This window comes from Fictibacillus sp. 26RED30, from assembly GCF_015903845.1.
Lineage (GTDB): Bacteria > Bacillota > Bacilli > Bacillales > Fictibacillaceae > Fictibacillus > Fictibacillus phosphorivorans.
Window position 1 is genome coordinate 588,148 of record NZ_JACZDV010000002.1, and the last position, 17,182, is coordinate 605,329.

General features: G+C 40.9%; 16 protein-coding genes and 1 riboswitch. Of the genes, 5 read left to right on the top strand and 11 right to left on the bottom strand.

What is annotated here, in order from left to right:
- The first annotated feature begins 41 nt into the window (after nt 1–41).
- Nucleotides 42–923 carry a LysR family transcriptional regulator gene (locus tag IHV11_RS15585; RefSeq protein ID WP_197195428.1) on the top strand — a complete coding sequence of 294 codons (882 nt, stop codon included), beginning with the start codon at nt 42–44 and terminating at the stop codon, nt 921–923.
- Between the two features lie 109 nt (nt 924–1,032).
- Nucleotides 1,033–1,449 (top strand): carboxymuconolactone decarboxylase family protein, encoded by a 417-nt coding sequence (locus IHV11_RS15590; RefSeq protein ID WP_197195429.1) that lies wholly within the window; start codon nt 1,033–1,035, stop codon nt 1,447–1,449.
- Between the two features lie 392 nt (nt 1,450–1,841).
- Here IHV11_RS15590 and IHV11_RS15595 read toward each other — a convergent pair whose 3' ends face one another.
- Nucleotides 1,842–2,456, bottom strand: a complete 615-nt coding sequence (locus tag IHV11_RS15595; RefSeq protein ID WP_197195430.1) for a hypothetical protein — start codon at nt 2,454–2,456, stop codon at nt 1,842–1,844.
- A 167-nt stretch (nt 2,457–2,623) separates the two neighbouring features.
- Between IHV11_RS15595 and IHV11_RS15600 the strand changes: the two genes are divergently transcribed.
- Nucleotides 2,624–2,794 (top strand): hypothetical protein, encoded by a 171-nt coding sequence (locus tag IHV11_RS15600; protein WP_197190295.1) that lies wholly within the window; start codon nt 2,624–2,626, stop codon nt 2,792–2,794.
- Nucleotides 2,795–2,835: 41 nt separating this feature from the next.
- On the opposite strand, the gene IHV11_RS15605 is transcribed toward IHV11_RS15600, so the two are convergent.
- Together IHV11_RS15605 and IHV11_RS15610 are read right to left on the bottom strand one after the other, a co-directional pair.
- On the bottom strand, nt 2,836–4,398 hold the full coding sequence (locus IHV11_RS15605) for a UDP-N-acetylmuramoyl-L-alanyl-D-glutamate--2,6-diaminopimelate ligase (protein ID WP_197195431.1): 1,563 nt from the start codon (nt 4,396–4,398) through the stop codon (nt 2,836–2,838).
- Nucleotides 4,399–4,666: 268 nt separating this feature from the next.
- On the bottom strand, nt 4,667–5,002 hold the full coding sequence (locus tag IHV11_RS15610; protein WP_197195432.1) for a zinc ribbon domain-containing protein YjdM: 336 nt from the start codon (nt 5,000–5,002) through the stop codon (nt 4,667–4,669).
- A gap of 238 nt (nt 5,003–5,240) precedes the next feature.
- On the opposite strand from IHV11_RS15610, the gene katG reads away from it, so the two are divergent.
- Nucleotides 5,241–7,460, top strand: a complete 2,220-nt coding sequence (katG, locus tag IHV11_RS15615) for a catalase/peroxidase HPI (protein ID WP_197195433.1) — start codon at nt 5,241–5,243, stop codon at nt 7,458–7,460.
- A 136-nt stretch (nt 7,461–7,596) separates the two neighbouring features.
- On the opposite strand, the gene IHV11_RS15620 is transcribed toward katG, so the two are convergent.
- Nucleotides 7,597–8,481, bottom strand: a complete 885-nt coding sequence (locus tag IHV11_RS15620; protein WP_197195434.1) for a radical SAM/SPASM domain-containing protein — start codon at nt 8,479–8,481, stop codon at nt 7,597–7,599.
- Nucleotides 8,482–8,910: 429 nt separating this feature from the next.
- On the opposite strand from IHV11_RS15620, the gene IHV11_RS15625 reads away from it, so the two are divergent.
- Nucleotides 8,911–9,834, top strand: a complete 924-nt coding sequence (locus IHV11_RS15625; RefSeq protein WP_197195435.1) for a DMT family transporter — start codon at nt 8,911–8,913, stop codon at nt 9,832–9,834.
- Between the two features lie 219 nt (nt 9,835–10,053).
- On the opposite strand, the gene IHV11_RS15630 is transcribed toward IHV11_RS15625, so the two are convergent.
- The 7 genes from IHV11_RS15630 to IHV11_RS15660 all read right to left on the bottom strand — a co-directional run bounded on the left by IHV11_RS15630 (nt 10,054) and on the right by IHV11_RS15660 (nt 17,182).
- Nucleotides 10,054–10,533, bottom strand: coding sequence for an SRPBCC family protein (locus IHV11_RS15630; RefSeq protein WP_197195436.1), 480 nt, complete (start codon nt 10,531–10,533; stop codon nt 10,054–10,056).
- Nucleotides 10,534–10,671: 138 nt separating this feature from the next.
- Nucleotides 10,672–12,018, bottom strand: coding sequence for an amino acid permease (locus IHV11_RS15635; protein ID WP_197195437.1), 1,347 nt, complete (start codon nt 12,016–12,018; stop codon nt 10,672–10,674).
- Nucleotides 12,019–12,148: 130 nt separating this feature from the next.
- Nucleotides 12,149–12,227, bottom strand: a riboswitch (glycine riboswitch).
- Between the two features lie 456 nt (nt 12,228–12,683).
- The gene (locus tag IHV11_RS15640) at nt 12,684–12,872 is read right to left on the bottom strand and encodes a hypothetical protein (RefSeq protein WP_197195438.1); all 189 of its coding nucleotides are present in this window, start codon (nt 12,870–12,872) and stop codon (nt 12,684–12,686) included.
- Nucleotides 12,873–13,912: 1,040 nt separating this feature from the next.
- Nucleotides 13,913–14,392: a 23S rRNA (pseudouridine(1915)-N(3))-methyltransferase RlmH gene (gene rlmH / locus IHV11_RS15645; RefSeq protein ID WP_197195482.1), complete on the bottom strand. Its 480-nt coding sequence runs from the start codon at nt 14,390–14,392 to the stop codon at nt 13,913–13,915.
- Between the two features lie 80 nt (nt 14,393–14,472).
- Nucleotides 14,473–14,637, bottom strand: a complete 165-nt coding sequence (locus IHV11_RS15650) for a CxxH/CxxC protein (RefSeq protein WP_137791296.1) — start codon at nt 14,635–14,637, stop codon at nt 14,473–14,475.
- A 382-nt stretch (nt 14,638–15,019) separates the two neighbouring features.
- Nucleotides 15,020–16,228 (bottom strand): S1C family serine protease, encoded by a 1,209-nt coding sequence (locus tag IHV11_RS15655; protein ID WP_197195439.1) that lies wholly within the window; start codon nt 16,226–16,228, stop codon nt 15,020–15,022.
- A 156-nt stretch (nt 16,229–16,384) separates the two neighbouring features.
- Nucleotides 16,385–17,182 carry an MBL fold metallo-hydrolase gene (locus tag IHV11_RS15660; protein WP_197195440.1) on the bottom strand — a complete coding sequence of 266 codons (798 nt, stop codon included), beginning with the start codon at nt 17,180–17,182 and terminating at the stop codon, nt 16,385–16,387.

Here is a 17,182-nt window from a genome sequence, read left to right on the forward strand (position 1 = left end):
ATAGATAGTATGCACAAAAGTTATAGAATGGAGTTCTCTCTATGGATATTCGACAATTGACCTATTTTCATGCTGTGGCCAAGCACAAAAGCTTCACGAAAGCTTCTACCGTACTGCATTTATCTCAGCCTAGTCTTAGTAAAATGGTAAAAAGTTTAGAAGACGAACTTGAGATGGAACTAATCGATCGTTCTTCCAGGCAGATCGAACTAACAGAAGCCGGCGAGATCGTGTTTGAGCAAAGCAAGATGATTCTAGAGTCTTTGGACAACCTATCATCAAACCTTTACGACTTAATGAACTTAAAAAAAGGGAAAATCAAAATTGGAATTCCCCCGCTTATCGGCTTTTTATTTTTCCCTAAAATCATCAAGAAATTCAAAGCTTCTTATCCGGAAATACAGATTCAGCTCGTCGAACATGGCGCGAACCGTGTTCAACAAGAAGTGAATGACGGACTCTTAGATCTCGGGGTTGTCGTCATGCCCTTAAATGAAGATAAACTTGAGATTGTTTCTTTCTTAACGGAGCAGCTCATGTTGTTTGTTCATCACTCACATCCGCTCGCGAAAAGAGAAAAAGTAATGATGAAAGAATTGGAGAATGAATCTTTTATTATTTTTAAAGAAGGCTTTACCTTACATGATCGTGTAATCGAAGAGTGTATTACAGCTGGTTTTCATCCGAAGATATCCTATGAAAGCTCACAATGGGACTTTATCAGCGGTATGATCGGGGAGAACTTGGGGGTTTCGATCTTTCCAGAGTCAATTGCAAAAAAGGTAGATCAAACATTGGTTAAAGCCATTCCGATCGTTGATCCTTCACTGCCTTATAAGCTAGGTATAATAAAAAAGAAAGATAAATACGTTACGTATGCGACTCGAGAATTTATTAATATGCTTTCACCATTTAGCGAATAAGGTCTAAAATTATAAAAAAAATGCATACTTTAAATATATTATATGTATTTTACGAATAATTTGAAGTGAGATAAAGTAGTTCCTATACAGATTATAGGAGGCACTACTCATGGAAAAAGATCGTTTTCAAAATGGATTAGATAAGTTAATGGAGTATACGTTAACGGATAACAAAGACATTTCAACGCACTTAAAAATCTCAGATGACCTGCAAGATATCGCGCCAGATGTAGGGAAATACATTATTGAATTTGCGTACGGCGAGATTTATTCACGAGCAGGACTCACGAACAAACAGAGAGCGCTTGTAACGATTTCTTCTCTAGTGACACAAGGAACGGAGCCTCAATTGGAGCTTCATATCAATACGGGGCTGACGGCGGGACTGACAAAAGAAGAGATCGTGGAGAGCATCACGCACTTGATTCCATATACAGGTTTTCCTCGTGTGTTGAACGCGTTAACGGTTGCTAAGAAAGTTTTTGCAGTGCGTGATGAAGAAGTGAGTGAATCAAAGGCACATTAAGAAAAAGTAGCTATCCTTTTTTATAGGGTAGCTACTTTTTTTTGTAAAATTTGCAGGTGTTTTGGTGAGAGTTGATTTCCGTTTCAGGTGCTCGCTTTCCGGGGGGTGTGCGATGAGCCATCTCGACGCTTTGCGCCCTGAGCTGTCTCATCTGTCTAGTTGCAGTGGCTAGCCCCTCGAGGTCAAAAGTTAAATGGCTAAGAAGGCAAAGTGCGCCTTCAAACCCATTCATCTTTTGCTTGTCGGGGCTGAACAAGCCACCTCCACTTTTCGAACTGTCCCGCTGATCCCCCAGGAGTCTCCCACCTTCCACTCCAATCAACTTGTCCATGATGTCTTAGTAAGTCTATGTTCTGGCACTAACCCAAATAATTAGATTAGCGACGTAGCATTTACAAGAAATCGCCTTCTTCTGTTTGCTCCATTTGCTCTGATTGACTTGGAGCATCTTTATATTCGATGTCGTATTTTTTGCTCAACAACTCCATCTCTGCGTGGTAAGCGTCTACCAACTGAAAGTATTCTTTTAATTTCAGATTAGACTGTGTCATCAGATTTTCATCTTGTTGTTCTAACGCTTGTCTTTGAAGAATTAAACCTTCGTAAAATGTTTCGGTAGCTTTTACGATTTGCCTTTTCATACCCACTAATTCTTCTCCTTGAACATCGATGGTTTTTGCTTGGGAAACTGCTTTTTCATAGGCAGGAATCGTCGTTTCCACTAACTCCAAATACATCGTTTCGTCGTCTGTATAGTTTGCACCTGAAACGCTAGCTAAAGAATCAAAGGCTTGTACTTCGTAAGTAGATACTGCTGCCACGTCCACATTGATGAATTTTAAGACAGCCTCTTGCTGTTCTTCCGTATTGATAGGCTCAGAAAAGCTCTGTGATTCCTCTTCGGTCTGGGTTACATCATTGCTCGTCCGATTTAAGGTCATTTCGCTCGAGTTCGCTCCTGTCACAATCGAACTCACTAAAAAAGAAACTAAGAAAAGTGTATTCACGCTGTCAGCTCCCTCAACATTTTGTAAGTATTAACCAATACCCGGGTTGTTCAGGGGTTATGCGTTCAAACTGCATTTTGCACGTATAAGTATTCAATAAATAGTCTTACTTACTCATATCCGAATATATTATTATGATAAGATTACATTAGAGAGGTGGTTATTTGATGAAGAAACGAAAATTTTTGATTCTCTTTCCTCCATTTGTAATCATCGGATTTTTGCTGCTACTCTATCTACCAAAAGATTTAAAACCATTTTCATTACTTACTGCGCTTTTTTTCTGGACGACGTACGAAAGCTGGACCTTAATCGAGAAAAAGAAAAAATCCAGTTGAAAACCCCTGCTAATCTACAGCAGGGGTTCGTTTTATAGCTTTTATAGTACATTCTTTTTTTGTGTCTGCACCCATCTTATCTTAGAAGAAGCAAACATTCTCCCACTCTTCGCCACTTTTTTACTTCTAAAAAAGTCAGCAATGATGTCTTTGTCAGAGTGAGGGATCTTCTCACCTTTTACAATTTGAGCCCCATTGATGCAGCCGCTCGTGAGGAGAACAATGTCATTCTCTTCACTCAGAGACAATGCCTTAATCACTGCATCATGTCGCGTAAGTTCTGAATGAATGTTAGGTGCGTCAGGATTTTTGAACCCTTTCATCACGTGACCAACGATCTCACTCGGATCGTTGTATCCTGGATGATCAACAGACACGACGATTTCATCCGCTTGGTTCTCAATCGTTTCTGCCATTTTTGGCATCTTCTCTTTATCTCTTATTCCGATACCCATGACTAACACGATCAGTCGACTGTATGGCAGCTTTTTCACTTCTGTTACAAGGTTTTGTAACGCAACCGGTGTGTGCGCGTAATCCAAAATAATCTTTCGCTTTTGCTTATGGATGATTTCAAATCTTCCTTCTGGTCCTGTCATTTCAGGAAGAACTTGAAGCATTTTTTCTAGTGGTATTCCAATATGCAAACCTGTACAGATGGCAGAAAGGAGGTTCGCTATATTATATGATCCATAAAATGGTGTTATGACAGAATAATGTTTTCCGTGAACAGATAAGGTAAACGAAGTACCGTTCGCTACCTGCTTAACAGCCGTCGCGATAACATCCGCACCGCTTTCTTCATTCATGCTGTACGTTAGCAAAGGACCTGTAAACAACTCTACGATTTCTTTACCCATACCTTCGTCATCTATGTTCACAACCGCTTTTTTTGCTTGTTTAAACAACTTTAGCTTCGCTTGTTTGTAGTTTTCAAACGTATGGTGAAACTCTAAATGTTCTGGTGACAAGTTTGTGTGAATGGCTACATCAAAATGAATACCTGCTGTTCTTTTTTGTTCAATTCCAACAGAAGTAACTTCCATCGCAGCGAGCTGATCACCATTCTCTACAAACTGTTTGAAGATGTGATGAAGATCAGGCGCTTCAGGCGTTGTTGGCGTTGACTGTTTTATGTCCAGATTTCCTGTAGAGGAAATCATACCGGTAGTTCCGATCGAACCGGATTTTACATCACAAAGGTTCATCAACGATCTAACATAAGCTGCGACCGTCGTTTTACCATTCGTACCAGTAATACCAACTGTTATTAATTGTTCATGTATACGTTCGTTAAAAAGGATAGATAATTGAGCCAAAAATACGCGAGCATCTTCAACGAGTAAGAATGTACGATCTCTATAAACTTCGCTCGCCTCTTTTAAAACCTTCTTATTTTCACCGGCCACCACAACTGCACCGTTCTGAATAGCACTTTCAATAAAGGTGTGACCGTCAAATTGTTCTCCAGTTATACAGACAAAGGAAGAGTTATTGGTTACGTTTCTGGAATCAAAGCAGACAGAAGAAATGGTTTGCTGTTTGCTTCCCCAAATTTCCCGAATACCTAATTGCTGCTTTTTTTGTTCAAAATGTATATTCATTCTGCCTCTCCTTTTGCGATCAATCTATGAATAATTACTATAGTAGAATATAAAGGTTTGTATTTAAAATTTTTATGCACACATACTTTCTTTAAATACCCTAAGTATTCGATTGTTAACCTTTTTTTATTTATGTTTCTTCAGCTTTTTTTGAGAGAAAATAAGCGTTAAATACTGGAAGGACAAGGATTAACCAATTAGAATCTTGAGGAGTAGGATTATTTTACGAAAAAAATAACCACCGGAGAATGGTGGTTATTCTGAATCTCTATATCTTTTTTACAAACTCGGACTTCAATTTCATCGCGCCAAATCCGTCGATCTTACAATCAATATCATGATCGCCTTCAACGAGACGAATGCCTTTTACTTTCGTGCCGATCTTAATAACAGAAGATGTCCCTTTGACTTTAAGGTCTTTAATAACAGATACAGAGTCACCATCTTGAAGGATGTTTCCGTTGGAATCTTTTACAACCTTTTCGTCAGATTCACTCTCTGTTTCCGGAGACCATTCATGAGCACATTCCGGGCATACGAGAAAAGCTCCGTCCTCATAAACATAAGCAGAGCTGCATTTCGGGCAGCTGGGTAGGTTAGACATTCCGGTGTTCCTCATTTCTTAGAATTATTTTTCATTTTACCATACTTAGTTGTGGCTCAAGATTGCTTTCAGAGCAGTCGTTTCATACAAATCCTTAATGTGAACATTAAAAGTGCATTACGCTTTGAATACACATACCTGTCCTCTATAATTGAGTTATCATAATTATCAAATATTTAACATCATGGCTTTTCGTGTTTTGCAATTTTAAGTTCCAAAAAAGGAAGGGGAAATTGTAATGGAAAACAACAACAAGCCCGATCAAAAAGAACACACATCAGCAGGTCAATGTCCTGTCACACACCACAAGGATAGTGCAATTACGACTTCAAGAGCGCCACATGGTACGACGAATAAGGATTGGTGGCCGAACCAACTCAATTTAAATGTTCTTCGCCAGCATGACAAAAAATCGAATCCGTTGGGAGACGATTTTAATTATCGTGAAGAGTTCTCCAAACTAGATTATGACGCGCTAAAAAAAGATCTTCATGCGTTGATGACCGACAGCCAAGATTGGTGGCCAGCAGATTATGGTCACTATGGTCCTTTCTTCATCCGTATGTCTTGGCATGCGGCAGGTACATACCGTACAGCTGATGGACGCGGCGGGGGTGGATCAGGTTCTCAACGCTTCGCACCTCTAAACAGTTGGCCAGATAACGTAAACCTTGATAAAGCTCGCCGTCTGTTATGGCCGATCAAACAAAAATACGGCAACAAGATCTCATGGGCAGATCTCCTTGTTTTCACGGGTAACGTAGCCATTGAATCCATGGGGTTAAAAACGTTTGGTTTTGCTGGTGGACGTGAAGATATTTGGCATGCAGAAGAAGATGTTTATTGGGGAACGGAAAAAGAATGGCTAGCGGACAACCGTTATTCGGGTGACCGTGAACTTGAAGACCCGCTTGCTGCTGTTCAGATGGGTCTGATCTATGTGAATCCTGAAGGGCCGAACGGAAAGCCTGATCCGCTCGCAAGTGCTCGTGATATTCGTGATACGTTCAGCCGTATGGCGATGAATGATGAAGAAACTGTTGCGCTTATCGCAGGTGGACATACGTTTGGAAAAGCACATGGCGCAGGGGACCCTTCTCTTGTAGGAGACGATCCGGAAGCAGCAGACATCGAAACGCAAGGACTAGGCTGGCTAAGCCGTCACGGCAGCGGAAAAGGCCGCGACACCATTTCGAGTGGTATTGATGGAGCATGGACGTCTAACCCAACACAATGGGATAACGGATACTTTGATCTTCTGTTCGGTTACGAGTGGGAGTTAACGAAAAGTAGAGCAGGCGCTTACCAATGGAGTCCAGTAGATGTGACAGAAGAGCACATGGCTCCAGATGCAGAAGATCCATCCATCAAAGTGAAAACGATGATGACAACAGCTGATATGGCATTGCGTATGGATCCGGAGTATGAAAAAATTTCTCGTCGTTATTACGAGAATCCAGATGAATTCGCTGATGCTTTTGCACGAGCGTGGTTCAAGCTTCTTCACCGTGACATGGGGCCGAAAGTTCGTTATCTCGGTCCAGAGGTTCCAGACGAAGAACTCATCTGGCAAGACCCTGTTCCAAGTGTAGATTATGATCTATCAGCATCTGACATCGCTCAGTTAAAAGAAAAGATCCTTAATACAGGATTATCGGTGAGTGAGCTCGTCAAAACGGCATGGGCTTCAGCTAGTACGTACCGCGTTTCTGATATGCGTGGAGGTGCGAACGGTTCACGCATCCGCCTAGCTCCTCAGAAAGGTTGGGAAGCGAACGAACCTGAGCAACTGGAGAAAGTGCTAGGAATCTATCAAGATCTACAAAACAAGCTCGACACGAAGGTGAGCCTAGCCGATTTAATCGTTCTTGGCGGAAGTGCAGCCGTCGAAAAGGCAGCAAAAGATGCGGGCTTTGATGTGACGGTTCCATTTACACCGGGACGCGGTGATGCAACGCCTGAACAAACGGACGATGTTTCGTTTGATGTCTTAGAGCCGGTATCAGACGGGTTCCGAAACTATCAAAGGAAAGAATATAGTACAAGCCCTGAAGAGATGTTCGTAGACAAAGCACAGCTACTAGGTCTGTCTGCTCCTGAAATGACTGTCCTTGTCGGAGGTCTGCGTGTTCTTGGGACAAACTATAAGAATACGAAACACGGTGTATTCACCGACCGCGTTGGCACGTTAACGAACGACTTTTTCGTAAACTTGCTCGACATGGGCGTAGAGTGGAAATCAACAGGATTTAACGAGTACGAAGGCCGCGACCGTAAATCAGGTGAAGTGAAGCGAACAGCTTCCCGCTTTGATCTCGTGTTCGGATCCAACTCAGAACTTCGTGCACTCGCTGAAGTGTATGCGCAGAATGACAACCAAGAAAAATTCGTTCGCGACTTTGTCGCAGCATGGGTAAAAGTGATGGACGCTGATCGATTTGATGTTAAATTAAAATAATAAATAATGAACGCACTTAATCACAATGCTGATGCAGAATTTGCTGCTTCAAAGCTCTTGAGATTAGGTGCGTTTTTTTGCCCAAAAAAAAGACAGGGTAACTCCCCGTCTTAAATGTCTTGCATATGTTTTCGTACTATTTACCAAACCGCTTACGATAACCACACTTTCTGCAAAGTTCCTCAACCGCTTCTCTTCGCGAAAAACCATCTACAAGATTATTTGCTCGATCACCTTCAATAATAGTTGAGAAGTCTGTTTCATTAATATTTCCTAAGTTAATGACCCCTTCTCCATCTAGGCAGCATGGAATGACTGTACCGTTCGCCAAAATACCCGCTTGATTGCGTAGGCCGTAGCAGAATCCTTTTCCGTCGTCCTCTTCTTCATGCAGTGCTGGCCATTTAAACTCGTAATCTTGATTGATGAAAATTTGATCCGCTAGTTTGATACCTTTACCCGGCGTGAGCTTTTCTTCAATTTTAAATGTGAGATTAAATTCGTTTTCAATAATCTCAAGCAGCTGACGATTACGCTGTTTCTCCAAGTTCGTTGCATTGTCTTGCGTCAGGTTCCAAAGCCTTAAAGAAACAAATAACGACGACTCTCTCGTTGCTTCTTGTACAAAAGAAAGAATCGTTCTAACGTATTCTTCTTTATCCGTCATACTCTGCCCGACGTGGCCATCGAAGCTATGAAGGGAGAAATTCATCTGTCTCAGCGCAGGCTTATTGATAAGCTTGTCCCAGTTCTTTTTGATGAGTGTCCCATTCGTCGTGATATTAACTTTAAATCCTCTTTCATGGGCTATGTCCAATAGCTGATCGATTTTAGGATGAAGCAGCGGCTCACCTTTTACATGCAAATAGATGAAATCGGTATACGGCTTGATCTGGTCTAAACGCTTCGTAAAATCATCAATGGAGATGAACTGTTTAGCTCGTTCCGTTGGAGGACAAAAATGACACGCCAAATTACAGATGCTCGTAATCTCTATATAAAACTTCTTAAATCTTTTCATGGGTATTCCTCATTTCGCAAACTCTTGATACATACACTAATGCTCACCTAAGCCACAGCGCACCATAAACTACCTGCTTTTTTAACTCTTTCTTATTAGAGCACAATTCATTAAAAAGATAAACGTGTTATGAGGAAATTAACAGATAGAAACGAAAGGTTGGTCGTTCGGTTGTTCTTTAACTATCTAAACGAAAAAGCAAAAAGAAGAGAACTCCTTTTGTTTCCCTTCTTCGTCAGTCACTATTTCATCAACTTTTTTCTATCACCTTTGCGCTTGTATGATTATTAGATATCTGCGCGTTCTGCCGCTTCCTTCTCCTCGTTTCACAAGAACTTTCTTGACCCTAGCTAAGCTTCTCATCCTCATGTTTCTTCGAGGACAAGCATAAGATGGTAGAACAATTGACTGGGAAAGGAAAGCCTATCTATGATTTCATATCGAAAAATGCTGGGAGCCTCATTGTATGCCACCATGTCCATCAGCCTTTGGGGAATATCCTTTGTCTCGACTAAAGCGGTACTGGACAAGCTTGATCCCTTTACTCTTCTGGTCATCCGTTTTGGTATAGGTGCATTATTTTTATTAGTACTTATCCTTGTAAAAAAGGAACATTCCATAAAGCTGCCGATACAGTATATCCCTCACTTAATCGTATTAGGGATTCTTGGTGTTTTTCTTCATCAAGTTATTCAGGCAAGCGCGCTTTTATCCATTGATGCATCCTCTGCAGGCTGGCTCATTACGTTATCCCCGATTTTCACCGTCGTTCTTTCCATGGTCTTTCTGCATGAAAAGATGACATTTCCAAAGGCTATTGGAATTATTTTGGCCATTAGTGGTGTATTGCTGGTCACAACAGCAGGTGGAGACAGGTCATTAGGATTCTCGATCAACATCGGGTATCTACTGATGGTTCTCAGTACTTTAAATTGGGCCATTTATTCAGTTTTACTAAAAAGCCTAAAAGTGCCATTGCCTGCATTGGTACTCACCTTTTACATGAGTACTTTGGGACTTTTGCTTACTCTCCCATTCATCTTTCAGAACAAAAGCTGGGAAAAGCTTACTCTTCTAGATGGAGTAGAATGGGCTCATCTTATCTTCCTTGGAGTCTTTGTATCCGGTATTGCCTACTGGTACTGGGCAAAAGCATTAGAGGTGTTGGAGGCCACTCAAGTATCTGTTTTCTTATACCTTGAACCAGTCTCTACACTGATAGCAGCCGTGCTACTTCTACATGAAAAGGTTATTTATACCAGTATTCTAGGTGGAGCAATCATTATCCTTGGGGTCATTTTCGTAAATGGTCATCTCGTTGGACTGATAAATCGATGGAGTGCGAGGAGGTAGGGAAAGCAAAGGGACGGTTCTGCTGCTTCCTAACTTACAACTGTAAACACTAAAGGATTCACCTTTCTATCTAATTATAGAATAAGAAGCACGAGAACCGTGCCCGCGCCCCTAAACTAAAAAACTAAAAGATACGCGCTAATCAATAAAATAACTGAAACAAGCCAGAGATTTTAAAAAATCTCTGGCTTGTTCATCAGATAAATTCCATGTATCTATTTACAATTTCTCAGTAAAAGCAGCAAGATTTTCTAGCGTGGACCTTAGTCCAGTGTCGTGATCTTCCTTACGAATACCTTCTGGTACGTTTTCACAAACGATTGTAACATTAGTGCCTCCTGAAACATCTTCCAATATCCATTTCTGTATCATCTCACCCGAGAAAGCAGGATCTTCGGAATTGAAGTTAACAGATTGGACAATTCGCTGGTTTGGGACCAGCTCCAAAAATGTTCCTTCCGCCACATCGGTGTTATCCGACGTTTTGCCAAGAATCAACTCATCCAATTCATACGTTAGCGTCATTTTATAAGCTCCTCCTTCACGGCAATCATAGGTATCAATTTTACCCGACATCCCTTCAGGCGGAAGCCATTGAATTAGTGAATCCGGATTTATAATAGCTAGATAGACGATTTGAGGTGGAACTGAGATCACTTTTGAAGCAGTATCTGTTCTCCGATATCTTGACAAATTCACCCTAAAAACCTCCTTGTAATTAACTCTAAAGGAAAATTCGTCGCTTCCTGCTTATCACCTGCTTAAAGATGCTACTTATAAAATGTAAGATGTCTCTAAAGATCCAGATCACTGATGCATTCCAAATAACCAATCCTTTTATTTCAGCATAGGTTTTTTAAAAGCATACAAGAAAAATAATAAAATAAACCAAACGGGTGTCAGCAATAACGCCGGACGTGTAGCTTCTGCCACAAGTAAGACGATTAATATTAACCCGAACAAGGCGAGCACCACATAATTAATGAATGGAGCAAAAGGTGCTTTAAAAGCTGACTTTTTGTGCAAATCAGATCGTGTTTTACGGTATTTAATATGGCTGATCAAGATCACGCTCCACACCCAGATGAAGCAGATGGCACTTATTGTTGTTACGATGCCAAAAGCTTGCTCCGGAATCAACTTACTGAGGAGCGCTCCCACTGAAACAACAACAGTGGAAACCCAAAGGGCGTTTCCAGGTACAGCATTTTTCGTTAGTTTTTTGAAAGATCGAGGTGCCTGTTCACTCTTGCTTAACGTAAATAAAATGCGGCTCGTTGAGAACAAACCACTGTTACAAGCAGATGCCGCTGAAGTCAGTACAACAAAATTAATAATCCCAGCTGCAAGCGGAATCCCTATCAAACTGAACGTTTTAACGAACGGACTTTCCGTTGCGTTTAACTCTGTCCAAGGATTGATGCATAGCAATACAATCAATGCGCCAACGTAGAAAAAGAGAATCCGAAGTGGAATCTTATTGATCGCAGACGGAATATTCTTTCTCGGATCAGATGTTTCTGCTGCCGCTACACCGACCAATTCAACCCCGACAAACGCGAACACGACCATTTGGAACGAGAGTAGGAAACCAGTCACACCATTAGGAAACAAACCTCCATGATTCCACAGGTTGTCTAAGGAAACCGTTCCCGCATCCGTCTGGTAACCCATAATGAGTAGAACAACGCCTATCACAATTAACGCTAGAATCGTAATCACCTTGATTAATGCGAACCAAAACTCTAATTCACCGAAAAGCTTTACCGTTAATAGATTCAGCCCCAGTAAAAGAAGCAAACAGACAATCGCTGGAACCCACTGCGGTATGTCAAACCAATATTGAACATAAACACCGACCGCAATCACATCGGCCATCGCCGTCATAATCCAGCAGAACCAATACGTCCAGCCTGTGATGAAAGCAGCTCGCGGACCAAGATAGTCCTCCGCTATATCGGTAAACGACTCATAACCTGCGTTCGAAAGCAGCAGTTCCCCTAGCGCTCTCATCATGAAAAACAATGCGACCCCAACGATCAAATAAGCAAATATAACAGACGGCCCGGCAAGCTGAATCGCTTTTCCTGAACCTAAAAATAACCCCGTACCAATCGTTCCGCCAATAGCAATCAGCTGCACATGACGGTTAGCCAAATCCCTCTTCAACTCTTGCTGTGACACGTATGAATCCTCCTTCTAAGATGCAAATCAAACAAAAAAGAGACTGGAGGAATCTCCAATCTCTTGTACATTAGAATATGAAAAAAGCATTCACTGCGCTAGATATGACAGGCACAACAAAGTCAAAATTCGATACTCTTCTGTCCGTTTGCCTGAGATTGTGAACCCTTCGGCGCCGCTATTGAGGCGGTCTCTCCAGAAGCTGCTCCTGCTGTAGTACGACCTACAGCGATTATAGCTTGCTATCTATAAGTTTTTTAGTAGTTCTGAATATAATTTTCAATACTATTATGGAGTTGGGGTTTTGTCAAATGGTTATTCTTGTGTAGCAATAACTACCATTTAATTATGGTACGGTTTACCGTAACGTTGGATAGGGTAAAATAGATAAATAAAAAAGGTAGCGGGAAAAAGTAACGGGTTCAGTTTCTGGAGGGAAAATTGCTAATAGCAACATAAAAAAATAATAATTCGCAAACATTCTAACGATAATTAACAGTATAAACAGCAAGCAAAAACGCTCAGAAAGATTTTCCTGAGCGTTTTTATCGTATTATTTACTATTCTTCTTCAACTAAAGCACACAATATATAGTAATCAAAGAAATAATAAAAATTCTTAACCAACTATATTGGGGTTTATTCTTAATACTTCTGTTATTTTAATTAATGTCCATTTTTGTCCCAGTCTTCATACGAATCAAAATTATGATTAGGATCTACAAAGTCTCTTCCAGCTTCCATTAAGCTTCTAGCACATGCTTTGCAGAAAGACTCACCATCTACCAGTAATTCTGAATCGAGTTGATTTTTGGAGAATTCTCCTCCACACTCGTTACAAATATACTTTTTCATAAGTTTCCTCCTTTTCTAATATAAATAGTTAAACAAGCCTATCCTGTTTCTTTATCTGCATTTTAACATAAAATCCCATAAAACCTTTATGAAAAATAGAAATAGTCATAACTAACATCACAAATAGCAACGAAAATCACATAGGGACGATTTAGCACTTTAATTCCAAGTTGTACATAATTCTATGTACCTTTGTTAAAATGCTTGCTATTTACTATGTGAATTCAAGTGTAAAAATTTAATAAATGTTGTTATTTCAATGGAAATAGAGTTATGAAATAGTTGCTGCAAAAGCACGAGGGGAAAATGGAGCTGTCTATCGTCTCTATCAGTGTGGACAATACAAAAATAAAGGTCTCACTGTCTGCGAGGCAAATACAATAAATGCTGATAAAGCAGAAATGTATGTGATTGAGGAAATTAAGCGTGTAGTTATGGAACCCTATTTTATTGAAAAACTAGTAGGGAGAATGAACTCAGAACGTTCCAATGTAGAACGCCCTCTTCAAGAAGAAAAGAAACGCCTATTTTCTAACAAACAAAAAATAGAAAAACATATTGATAACCTTGTAACGATGATAATGGATGATCCAGATCTTCGAGACATCTATAGTAATAAACTGAAGGATCAGAAACAGCATCTTAATTCTATAGAGGAAAGAATTCTAACAGCAGATTCACAGCTAACAAACGTTAACACAGATCCGATCGATACAGAATCACTCAAGCACCTTCTTCAAAACCTTGATTCTGTTTTAGAGCATACAGATGCAGCAGAGAAAAAGGAACTCCTTGCCTTATTCATTAAAGATATTCAGATTTCAAAAGAAAAGGTTTCCTTTAAAAAAGGTCGCCAAATTAAAGCCATCAAATTAATGTTTGATTTTACAATTGATGCTCTTCAAGGGAGTACCGGTTCATTAGTAAATCAAATGGGTGAAATAAACTGTGTTGTTCCTGTGGATTTTTCATTTATGAACGATCTTTCTTATAAAGAAAATGCAATGAGGGAAGCACTCGCCTCCCTCAACCTTTTACCCTTATTTATGATACGGTTCCCCTCGATTAATCCGAAAAGCCCGATAAATCTGCTCAACCAACACCAACTTCATCAGCTGATGCGGATAGGTAATCTTTCCAAACGATATCTTCTCATTCGCCCGCTTCATAACAGCATCACTCAAGCCTAAAGAGCCTCCTATGACAAATGCCACTTTGCTTTTTCCATACGTTGCAAGCTGATCTAGGTTCTTAGCCAGATCTTCAGATGAAACAGCTTTTCCCTCGATTGCCATCGCAATCACATGCACATCTTGACCGATCTTTGCTAGAATTCTTTCACCTTCAGCATTTTTGACCATGACCATCTCTTGATCACTTAAGGTTTCAGGTGCTTTTTCATCAGGAACCTCGATAATTTCTACTTTTGCATAAGGTCCTAGTCGCTTTAAGTATTCATCAATACCTAGTTTTAAGTATTTTTCTTTTAATTTCCCTACGGAAATGATTGAAATATTCACTTGTTGAAAACTTCCTTTCAAATAAGTTATCCCCAGAACTTATCCACATATGCACAATTAGTGCTATATCTTGTAGGCGTTCATATGTTCGATACTTTATATGCACCTTTGTTATCACAGTATTCACAACCTGTTGATAACTCATCATTCTCTGTTAGTAACTCAACTACAGGAGGCGTTTCGAACTCATCCACAATGATGTCAATCGCAAGCTCAGCATGGTCTTTGCAGCAAATAATAACCAAATCTTTTCACTCCTAACTTATCCACAATCCTTCTTATTACACTAACGAATTTACAGCTGTGTGTAAACAATCCAATAAAATAAAGTTGTCCACATATGGAATCAACCATTAGATTTTTCTTAAATGGTAGGGGTATTTGTATTTCTTATCTTTTGTCTTTTATTTTCATTCTTCACCGTCAAGTTGATTGAAGTGTAAGGTGCGAGACTCCTGCGGGACAGGTGGGCAGGTGAGACACTTATACGTGAAACGTACGAATGTGGCTCACCGCCTGCCCCGCGGAAAGCGAGCAACCTGAAACAGAAATCAACTCACTCCCAAAAGACACCTTAGCACCAACAAACAAAAAAACAGGAGACCCTAAAGCCCCCTGTTCCCACTTTTATTGAGATTGATTACCACCGCTCAATTCAACTTTCACGGTCTTCTTCTTCCCATCACGATAGAACGTCACATCCACCTCATCACCAATCTTCGCTTTTGTATAAAGGAACTTACGAAGTGCGATTGGGTCTTTGATCTTCTCTCCACCCATCTCGACAATAACGTCCATTTCCTTAATACCTGCACGCGCTGCTGGTGAAGCTGACGTGATCTCCATAACAACGACACCTTCTTGCACGCTGTTTGGAATCTTCAGTGTCTGCTCACGTTGATACGTGTTCACTTGAGAAAGCGGAATGATGTTAACGCCTAAGAACGGTCTGCGTGTCTCACCATATTTCTCAAGGTCTTCGATGATCGGTTTTGCTACATCAGATGGAATAGCGAATCCGATTCCTTCTACTTCGTTCTGCGCGATTTTAGAAGAGTTGATCCCTATCACCTGACCGGAGATATTAATTAAAGCACCTCCGCTGTTACCGGGATTGATCGCTGCATCCGTTTGAATAACTTCAGCTTGCCAATCTGGGTTTCCGTCTTGATCCAGATCAACGGGAATCGAACGGTCCGCACTTGATACGATACCTTGTGTAACAGATCCAGGAAAGTTTCCTAGCGGGTTACCGATTGCGATTGCCGGTTCACCACGTTTTAAGTCACCTGACACGCCAAATTCCGCTACACTATCCACTTTGCTGCCATCGATTTCAACAACAGCTAAGTCCATGAGAGGATCTGTTCCACGTAAAGTACCTTTAAGCTTCGTGCCGTTGCTAAGTGTAATTTCGATCTGGTTCGCATCGGCAACAACGTGGTCATTTGTAACTACATACGCTTTGTTGCCTTCTTTTTTATAAATAACACCTGATCCTGTGCCCGCTGGCTGCTGGCTCCAAAAATCAGTCTGCTGAATGTTGATAACTTCCACTACCGCTCCAGATGCTTTATCAACCGCATCCGTTACATTCGTAGTGAGATCGACATCCACTTTTCGCTGTTCCACATTTTCGTCAGTACCTAACCCATTTTCCTCTTCGTTCGGAGGATACAGATTATCTGGCAAAAGACCAGCTCCTCCTAGTGCAGGTACTGTAAATAAGACAAGCAAGCCGCCTAGAATAGCTCCTAGCAACGCTGGTAGAAACTTTCCTCCGCGGTTTCCTTTTTGTCGAGATGGTGATTCATAATCATCATCGTAATAGCCCATATGCTCCTCACCGTTCCTTTCAACAATAAAATGGATGAATTCATAACCTAGTATAAGCAATTAGTCCTGAAATTATGGACATTTTGGGTTATTTTTCATAATTTCCCACACTTATTGTTATTTCCGGAAACGGCTTACTTTAAACAAGTAAGTATTTTAGACTAAAACCAATTTTGTTGGCTGACTCGCATCTGTATCGTGCAGAATAACTTGTTCACCCGCTGAAATATCGTACGTTTTTAACGTCTGCTCAACCGCTAAACGAGCAATATCCTTCATGTTGTTATCTTTACTCAAGTGAGCAAGATAGATATGTTTCGTGCCGTCCCCGATTACATCAGCGAGAGCATGTCCACAATCTTCGTTCGAAATGTGACCATGGTCCCCTAAAATACGGCGTTTAATGTTCCACGGATACCGTCCCATCATGAGCATGTTGATGTCATGGTTCGATTCGATCACCAGCGAGTGGCTGTCACGAATGATACCTTTCATACGATCGCTCACATAGCCCGTATCCGTCATGAGCGCAAGCTTTCTTCCGTTGTGATGAAACACGTAGAACATCGGTTCCGCCGCATCATGTGACACACCAAAGGATTCAACTTCTAGATCGTTGAACGTTTTCACACTTTCCATTTCAAACTCAAACTTTTGCTCGGTCGCCACTTCACCAATCAAACCGTTCATGGCATTCCACGTATTTTTGTTCGCATAGATCGGCAGCTTGAACTTCCGAGCCAGCACACCGAGTCCTTTTATGTGATCGCTATGTTCATGCGTGACGAGGATGCCGTCAATGTCAGCCACCTCACCGCATGCTGCTTTTTCAAATAATATTTGAATCTGTTTGGCACTTAAGCCCGCATCGACGAGCAAGCGTGTTTGTTCGGTTTCAACGTAAACGGCGTTGCCCGAACTGCCGCTTGCAAGAACGCTAAATTTTAAACTCAT